Here is a 5,443-nt window from a genome sequence, read left to right as displayed (position 1 = left end):
CCCCAGCCCTCCCCCGCAAGCGGGAGAGGGAGTACAGTTCCTTCGCGACCCGACTTCATCCTGTCCCGCCTCAGTAGCAGCGGCGGACCTTGACCCCGCCGACCCACACCCAGCGGCAGCCGGCGGCAACGGGTTTGCGGGCGACGACCGCACCGTTGGGACCGGCGCAGCCGGCGCGATAGACGCCGCGCGCGCAGACGACCGCGTTGGCATCGGAGGACTCAAAGGTCATGGTCGCGGCAAAGGACAGCAGGGCTGCGGCGATCAGCAATATTGAACGCATGAAATTCCCTCTCCCGGGTGAGGTATGCTTGGCCTGTAGGTGAAAACAAAGTGCTACGGCTGCGTGCCCCGGCGATCGCCGGGCACAGTCGTCTCACCGCCTGCGCGGCTATTTCTTTTCCGCTTCCGCCAGCACCTTCTTGCAGGCGGGCGCCAGCTTGTCGCTCTGCTTGGCGAGACAGGCGATGATGCGGCCGCCGCCGGGCGTCACGCTTTTGCAAAACTTCTCGTAATCGCCCATGCAGGCGTCGCGTTGCGCGGTGGTCAGCTCCTGGGCGTAGACGGCGGTTGCGCCGCAGAGCAGCGCAGCGGTCAGGATAATGCGCAACATTGATCGCTCCCTTTTCCGGTCAGTCGCGTGACAACAGGATTACCGCGCCGCGAACGGCGCCAGCACGTCGCGGCACGCCGGCGACAGCGAGCCCGCATTGGTCGCGAGGCACTGCACGATCCGCCCGCCGCCCGGCTGGACGCCGCCACAGATCGAGCGGACGTCGGCGCCGCAGGCCGAGCGCAGCACGAGCAGCTCTTCGCGCGGCCGCAGCGGCCGCAACGCGATCACGGCCGGGGCCGCGGCAGGTGCTGCCGTCGTCGCTGCAGCGCCCGGCGCGGCGGCACCGCCACCAGCGGCGGCCACGGCCTTCTCGCAGGCCGGCGAAAGCTTGCCCTTGTTCTTTTCGAGGCATTGCAGCGCCGGCGCGCCGCCGGTCGGCACGCCCGCGCAAACCTTGGGATAATCGGAGCGGCATGCGCTGCGGATCGCGGAGATCTGCGTGTTGGACGGCGTCCCGGCCGCCTTCGGTGCGGCGGCCTCGGTGGCAGGCTTGGCCGTTGCCGCGGGAGCAGCTTCGGTCTTGGCCGCCGCGGGCGTAGAGTCTGCCTTCGGTGCGGCGGCCGGCGCTTCGACGGCCTTCACCGCGCTGGCGCAGCCGGGGCCGAGGCTTGCCATGTTCTTCTGCAGACATTGCAGCGAGGCTTCGCCGCCCGGCGGTACGCTGGAGCAGTGGGCGATGTAGTCGTTGCGGCATTGCGACTTGATGGCGTCGCGCTGCGCCTGGGTCGGCGCCTGCGACAAGGCCGGTGCGGTGCTCATGAATGCCGCAAGCGCAAGACATGCGGACAGCTTCGTTGCTCGTGTCAACGCATTGATCATCTGAATAAATCCTCTGGTCGCGCCGGATGCGTCCGGCTCAACTGAACTGAGTCCTGAAAAAGGCTTGTTGTAACAACCTCGGCGAGCGACATCATTTTCGCTTTCGAGTTCCGCTGCAAGCGGATTGTTGGTATGGATGAAGCAGCCGGATTTTTTGCCCGTCACGAGATCTTTAAATTAAGTCATTTGAATCGAGGCTCGGAAATGAGGCATGCGCGCGCGTCGGCACATTTCGGCCAGAGCAATTTTGTGCGGGTGCGAAATGCACCGCTTGCGCGCATCGCGTTCGTCGTATCGGCCTTCGTCAGTTTAAGTGCCTGCGAGCAAAACAGTTTTGTTGCGCCGCCGCCGCCCAAGGTCGAGGTTGCGCCGCCGGTGCAGCGCGCCATCACACGTTATCTGGACGCCACCGGAAACACCGCGCCGATCCAGACCGTCGATCTGGTCGCGCGCGTGCAGGGCTTCCTGCAGGCGATCAACTATCAGGACGGCTCCTTCGTGAAGGCGGGGACCACGCTGTTCACGATCGAGCCGGAGACCTACAAGCTGAAGCTGGAACAGGCGCAGGCCGCAGAGGTCGGTGCGCAGGCGACGCTGAAGCAGGCCGAGCTCGACTTCAAGCGGCAGACCGATCTGGTGCAGCGGCAGGCGGTCTCGCAGGCGACCCTTGATACCTCGACATCCACCCGGGACAACGCCCAGGCCAGCCTGCAGCAGGCCCAGGTCAACACCAAGATCGCCGCGGTCAACTACGGCTACACCAACGTGGCCGCGCCGTTCGACGGCATCGTCAGCAATCACCTGGTGTCGGTCGGCGAGCTGGTCGGCGCGGCGTCGCCGACGCAGCTTGCCACCATCGTGCAGCTCGATCCGATCTATGTGAATTTCAACGTCAACGAACAGGACGTGCAGCGCGTGCGGGATGAAGCGCGCCGTCGTGGTCTGTCGGTCAGCGAGCTCAGGCAGTTGCCGGTCGAGGTCGGCCTGCAGACCGAGACCGGCTATCCGCACAAGGGCAAGCTTGATTACATCTCGCCGACCCTCAACCAGTCGACCGGCACGCTCGCGGTCCGCGGCGTGTTCGCAAATCCGGACCGGACCTTGCTGCCCGGCTTCTATGTCCGCGTTCGCGTGCCGTTCGACAAGCAGGACAAGGCGCTGCTGGTGCCCGACGTCGCGATCGGCAGCGACCAGGCCGGCCGCTACGTGCTGGTCGTCAATGCCGAGAATGTGGTCGAGCAGCGCAAGGTGACGACCGGTCCGCTCGATGAGGGGCTGCGCGTTATCGAGAGCGGCCTGAAGGGCGATGACCGCATCGTGACCGCCGGATTGCTGCGCGCGATCCCCGGGCAGAAGGTCGATCCGCAGGTGCAGAAGGCCGACGCGGCGCCGACAGCCGCCAAATAGGACGCACGCGCCATGATCTCGAAATTCTTCATCGAGCGCCCGGTCCTTTCCAACGTCATCGCGATCCTGATGATCCTGATCGGCGGCGTGGCGCTGTACAATCTCGCGGTCGCGCAATATCCCGACGTGGTGCCGCCGACGGTGCAGGTGACGACGCGCTACCCCGGCGCCTCGGCCAAGACCGTGGTCGACACCGTGGCGCTGCCGATCGAGCAGCAGGTCAACGGCGTCGAGGACATGCTGTACATGCAGTCCTATAGCGGCGCCGACGGCACCTATACGCTGACGGTGACCTTCAAGATCGGCACCGATCTCAATTTCGCGCAGGTGCTGGTGCAGAACCGTGTCTCCAGCGCGCTGTCGCAGCTGCCGACCTCGGTGCAGAACCAGGGCGTCACGGTCCAGAAGCGGTCGACCTCGATCCTGCTGTTCGTGACGCTGACCTCGCCGAACAAGACCTATGACAGCCTGTTCCTGTCGAACTACGCCACCATCAACATCCGGGACGAGCTGTCGCGCCTGCCCGGCGTCGGCAACGTCACGGTGTTCGGCGCCGGGCAATATTCGATGCGGGTCTGGCTCGATCCGAACAAGCTGCAGGTGCGCGGGCTGGTGCCGCAGGACGTCATCCAGGCGATCCAGCAGCAGAGCCAGCAGGTCACCGCCGGCCAGGTCGGCGCGCCGCCGACGCCGGCGGGCCAGGCGTTCCAGTACACGCTGAACGTCAACGGCCGGCTCGATGACAAGAGCCAGTTCGAGGACATCATCGTCAAGACGGGCAATGTCGGCGACGTCACCCGGGTCCGCGACGTCGGCTGGGTCGAGCTCGGCGCGCAGACCTACAGCCAGATATTCTCGCTGAATCAGAAGCCCGCGACCGGCATCGGTGTGTTCCAGTCGCCGGGCGCCAATGCCTTGCAGGTCGAGAAGGCCGTCGAGAAGAAGATGGCGGAGCTCGCCAAGCAGTTCCCGCAGGACATCAAATACGACACGCCGTTCGACACCACCAAATTCGTCAACGCCTCGATCGAGGAGGTCTACAAGACTCTGTTCGAAGCCGGCCTCCTGGTGCTGGTCGTGATCCTGGTCTTCCTGCAGGACTGGCGGGCGATGCTGGTGCCGGCGACCACCGTGCCGGTCACGATCATCGGCGCGTTCGCGGCCATGGCGGCGCTCGGCTTCACCATCAACCTGTCGACGCTGTTTGCGATCGTGCTGGCGATCGGCATTGTGGTCGACGACGCCATCGTCGTGGTCGAGGGCGCGGCGCACAACATCGAGCGCGGCATGTCCGGCCACGACGCCGCGATCAAGGCGATGGACGAATTGTTCGCGCCGATCGTCGGCATCACGCTGGTCTTGATCTCGGTGTTTTTGCCGGCGGCGTTCCTGCCCGGGCTGACCGGGCGGATGTACGCGCAATTCGCGCTGGTGATCGCCGCCACCGCGCTGCTCAGCGCCGTCAACGCCGCGACGCTGAAGCCGACACAGTGCGCGCTATGGCTGCGTCCTCCCGCTCCGCCCGAGCAGCGCAATTTCTTCTATCGCGGCTTCAACGCGGTCTATGACCGGCTGGAGCGCGGCTACACACGGCTGGTCACCGGCATCGCCGGGCATGCCAAGACCTCGGTCGCCGTTGCGCTCGTCATCATCGGGCTTGCCGGCTACGGCCTGTCGCGGGTGCCGACCGGCTTCATTCCGATCGAGGACCAGGGCTATCTGCTCGCCGCGGTGCAATTGCCCGACGGCGCGGCCCTCGACCGCACCCAGCACGTGCTCGACGAGGTCACCAGGATCGCCGGCAAGACCCCCGGCGTCGAGCAGGTGGTCAGCATCGCTGGCATCTCCGCGCTGGACAATTCCTCGAGCCTCGCCAATGCCGGCGTCGCCTATCTGATCCTGAAGGACTGGGGCGCGCGCGGGCCGGGCGAGGATCTGCGTTCGCTGGTCTACGGGCTCAACGACAAGCTCGCGGTGATCCCCGAGGCGCGCATCCTGGTGATCCCGCCGCCGCCGATCCAGGGCATCGGCAACGCCGCCGGCTTTGCCATGCAGGTCGAGCTGCGCGACGGTAATGCCGACTACGGCAAGCTGCAGGCGGTCACCGGGGCGATCGTGGCCAATGCGCAGACCCAGAGCGCGCTGCAGCGGGTCCAGTCGTCGTTCCGCTCGATGGTGCCGCAGTTCGACGTCGACGTCGATCGCATCAAGACGCAGACCCTGCACGTTACCCCCGACCAGATCTTCGCGGCGCTGTCGACCTATCTCGGCGCCAGCTACGTCAACCAGTTCACCAAGTTCGGCCGCACCTTCCAGGTCTATACCCAGGCCGAGGCACAGTACCGCCTGAGCCTGCGCGACATCGAGAACATGATGGTGCGCAACAGCAACGGCGACATGATCCCGCTTGGCACGGTCGCCAAGATCACGCCCTCGATCGGACCGTCGCTGATCAGTCTCTATAACCTCTATCCGTCCGCCTCCATCATCGGGCTGCCGGCGCAGGGTTACTCGTCCGGCCAGTCGATGGCGTTGATGGAGGAGATCGCGGCAAAGACGCTGCCGCCCGGCTCGGGCTTCGAGTGGACGGCGATGTCGTAC

At 65.8% G+C, this 5,443-nt stretch carries 5 protein-coding genes; 2 read left to right on the top strand and 3 right to left on the bottom strand.

Going from position 1 to position 5,443, the window contains the following annotated elements; genetic code table 11:
• Positions 1–70: 70 nt before the first annotated feature.
• The 3 genes from AC1VNY_RS42010 to AC1VNY_RS42000 form a co-directional block, all read right to left on the bottom strand.
• Positions 71–283: a hypothetical protein gene (locus AC1VNY_RS42010; protein ID WP_028341820.1), complete on the bottom strand. Its 213-nt coding sequence runs from the start codon at positions 281–283 to the stop codon at positions 71–73.
• Between the two features lie 108 nt (positions 284–391).
• On the bottom strand, positions 392–613 hold the full coding sequence (locus AC1VNY_RS42005) for a cysteine rich repeat-containing protein (RefSeq protein WP_482409597.1): 222 nt from the start codon (positions 611–613) through the stop codon (positions 392–394).
• 39 nt (positions 614–652) lie between these two features.
• Positions 653–1,435 carry a cysteine rich repeat-containing protein gene (locus AC1VNY_RS42000; RefSeq protein ID WP_482409596.1) on the bottom strand — a complete coding sequence of 261 codons (783 nt, stop codon included), beginning with the start codon at positions 1,433–1,435 and terminating at the stop codon, positions 653–655.
• Positions 1,436–1,639: 204 nt separating this feature from the next.
• Between AC1VNY_RS42000 and AC1VNY_RS41995 the strand changes: the two genes are divergently transcribed.
• Together AC1VNY_RS41995 and AC1VNY_RS41990 are read left to right on the top strand one after the other, a co-directional pair.
• Complete coding sequence (locus AC1VNY_RS41995) at positions 1,640–2,842, top strand: efflux RND transporter periplasmic adaptor subunit (protein ID WP_482409595.1); 1,203 nt, start codon at positions 1,640–1,642, stop codon at positions 2,840–2,842.
• A 12-nt stretch (positions 2,843–2,854) separates the two neighbouring features.
• The coding region (locus tag AC1VNY_RS41990) for an efflux RND transporter permease subunit (RefSeq protein WP_482409594.1) at positions 2,855–5,443 on the top strand (2,589 nt) is incomplete at its 3' end.

Source organism: Bradyrhizobium ferriligni, from assembly GCF_056837965.1.
The sequence above is the reverse complement of the archived record's forward strand: the minus strand, read 5'-3'. Positions and strand labels throughout refer to the sequence as shown.